This is a genomic window from Bacillus sp. B2-WWTP-C-10-Post-4, from assembly GCF_009183805.1.
Classification (GTDB): Bacteria; Bacillota; Bacilli; order Bacillales; family Bacillaceae_G; genus Bacillus_A; species Bacillus_A cereus.
In genome coordinates this window covers 1-2,048 of the sequence record NZ_WEII01000245.1, presented here as the reverse complement: position 1 = coordinate 2,048, position 2,048 = coordinate 1, and the positions used below count along the sequence as shown (strand labels likewise).

The window sequence follows — 2,048 nt, the reverse complement described above, 5'->3', positions numbered from 1 at the left end:
TGATTGCCTTTGGCATTGCGACTAATATCGTTGCTTGTATGATGGCAGTATACATTCAAAAATATGAGCTAATGATAAATCATCTTACAAATATTTTATTTTTAATAATTATCTCTTTAACGTTTATAAAGATGAAAATTAACAGATGGGTGGCTTTAGGATTTACATTAGTTGTAATAGAGAAAGGTATTAAAGCGGGCTATGACTTCTACACACATAATTATTATAGTGTCAGTTGGAGTTTAGCTATCATTGTCTATTGCATATACGAGATGGAAAAGTATCATATTGAAATAAACGAATAGGCGCAACAAAAAGGTGTTAGTAGGTGGAATTCTTTTTAAAATACTATAAAAAAGACACTACAAGAGTGTCTTTTTTTTGAAAATACTCTATAATTAACTTTGGGGAAGGTAATGTTAGAGTATTCGTTTAGCATTATCTTTATATTTGATAAACCATGAAATCGAAAGATTTTGTGGTTTATTTTATGAACAATAGATATTACAGTATTGGCAGTGAGTTATTAATCATTTTAAGCATTAGGGGAGAATGGATTAAAAGTCTAACATCGAATAACGGTTCCGGAATATAGTGTTGCGAAATGATCTCCCATATCCCAAACGGTACTTGCCTGTATATAGCCCTTAAAGCCTTCTGAAGAATAATAAATCTTTTTTGGTATACTTTCTTTAGTTTGGAAATGTGCTTTAGAGTACTTTACATAATGGTTTTTAACAACTTTTGCTTCTGGAACAATAGTGTTTTTTTGTTCCAATTTTGGCCTAGCACTAGAAGGTGGTATGAATTTTACATTGTCTTGGTAATTAGGATCTAAGGTGTCAGCTTGTACACTGTGTGACGAAACAAAGGTGCTTAGACTACTTCCCGCGATTAAAGTTGCAAATACTAACTTTGAGAATTTTGTTAATCTACTCATTCTATAATCTCCTTTTTATTATTTTGTAAGGTATCTCCTTACACCTCACAGTCTATATCCACTACAAAAGGGTGTACATACATATTGATAGACAAAATTCTACAAAATACCGCATGTTTTTGGGATTTATGTATAATAATCCAATGTCTAATAATCTATTAAAAGTAAAAAGGTAGGTCTTATATAAAAGAAAATGAATAATTTATGCAGGTAATGTATATGGCATTATTGTTTAAATATTCTAAAATGAGTTGATAAAGATGTTGGTAGGTTTTTTGGAAAACAAATAATTCCCTAGGTGAAATTTGGAAGGAAGATTCTCTGTTAGAGTTTTTATAAGGGAATTCATTTTCGTAGATTCAAAATGCAAAAATAACTAAAAGAGCAAGTGTTTCAATGGGTAAAAAGCTATGTTGAGTCTTTTTTCTCTGTCGGTGGTCGTCTAATCAATGAAATGACGGATGCTTATGATAGTTTGTGTCTAGCAACATTCGCGTATAAACGAATGAATTAAGAAAAGGGTGAAATATTGGATAACTCGAAATGGATGCCTTTAAGTAATGTTGATGAGGAAATTTGGATAGGAGCAAGAGTTAGGTTGTACAATGTTGGTATGAATAGAGAAGATAAAGAAAATAATTTCTATGAATATATTATTTCTTATATCTACGACAACACTAACTACTTACAACTAACTAATTTAACAACAGGAAAAGCAGGTTATATTATTTGTGTCATTGAAAAAGAATTACCAAATAATTATGCTTTGGGCAGAACATTAAAGCAAAGAATAGGTTTAGAAAATACCTATTTTAGATTTGAATAATCAACAAATAAGGGAAGCACCAACTCTAAGGTGTCTTCCCTTATTTTATACTTTTTATCAATAATCAATATTAATAGAGCCTAAATAAAAAAGTGAGAAAAATGATAAACACTCTTCTCACTTTCATCAATTAGGGTGGCATATACATAAATATGCGTTTGGGTGGATTTTGGATGAAAAATCCACATGCATAGTATAACAAAAAAATTATGGCTTTTCGCATGTAATATTGCATATGAAAAATAGTAAAATTTTAAATTTTAATATTAACAACTTATATAT

General features: G+C 29.8%; 3 protein-coding genes. 2 read left to right on the top strand and 1 reads right to left on the bottom strand.

The annotated features are described in order from the left end of the window. Positions 1 to 2: 2 nt before the first annotated feature. The gene (locus GBN78_RS29610) at positions 3 to 305 is read left to right on the top strand and encodes a hypothetical protein (RefSeq protein ID WP_226798514.1); all 303 of its coding nucleotides are present in this window, start codon (positions 3 to 5) and stop codon (positions 303 to 305) included. A gap of 260 nt (positions 306 to 565) precedes the next feature. On the opposite strand, the gene GBN78_RS29605 is transcribed toward GBN78_RS29610, so the two are convergent. Then, positions 566 to 940, bottom strand: a complete 375-nt coding sequence (locus tag GBN78_RS29605) for a hypothetical protein (protein ID WP_000088961.1) — start codon at positions 938 to 940, stop codon at positions 566 to 568. Positions 941 to 1,487: 547 nt separating this feature from the next. Here GBN78_RS29605 and GBN78_RS29600 point away from each other — a divergent pair. Beyond that, positions 1,488 to 1,766 (top strand): hypothetical protein, encoded by a 279-nt coding sequence (locus GBN78_RS29600; RefSeq protein WP_033689314.1) that lies wholly within the window; start codon positions 1,488 to 1,490, stop codon positions 1,764 to 1,766. The last annotated feature ends 282 nt before the right edge of the window (positions 1,767 to 2,048 follow it).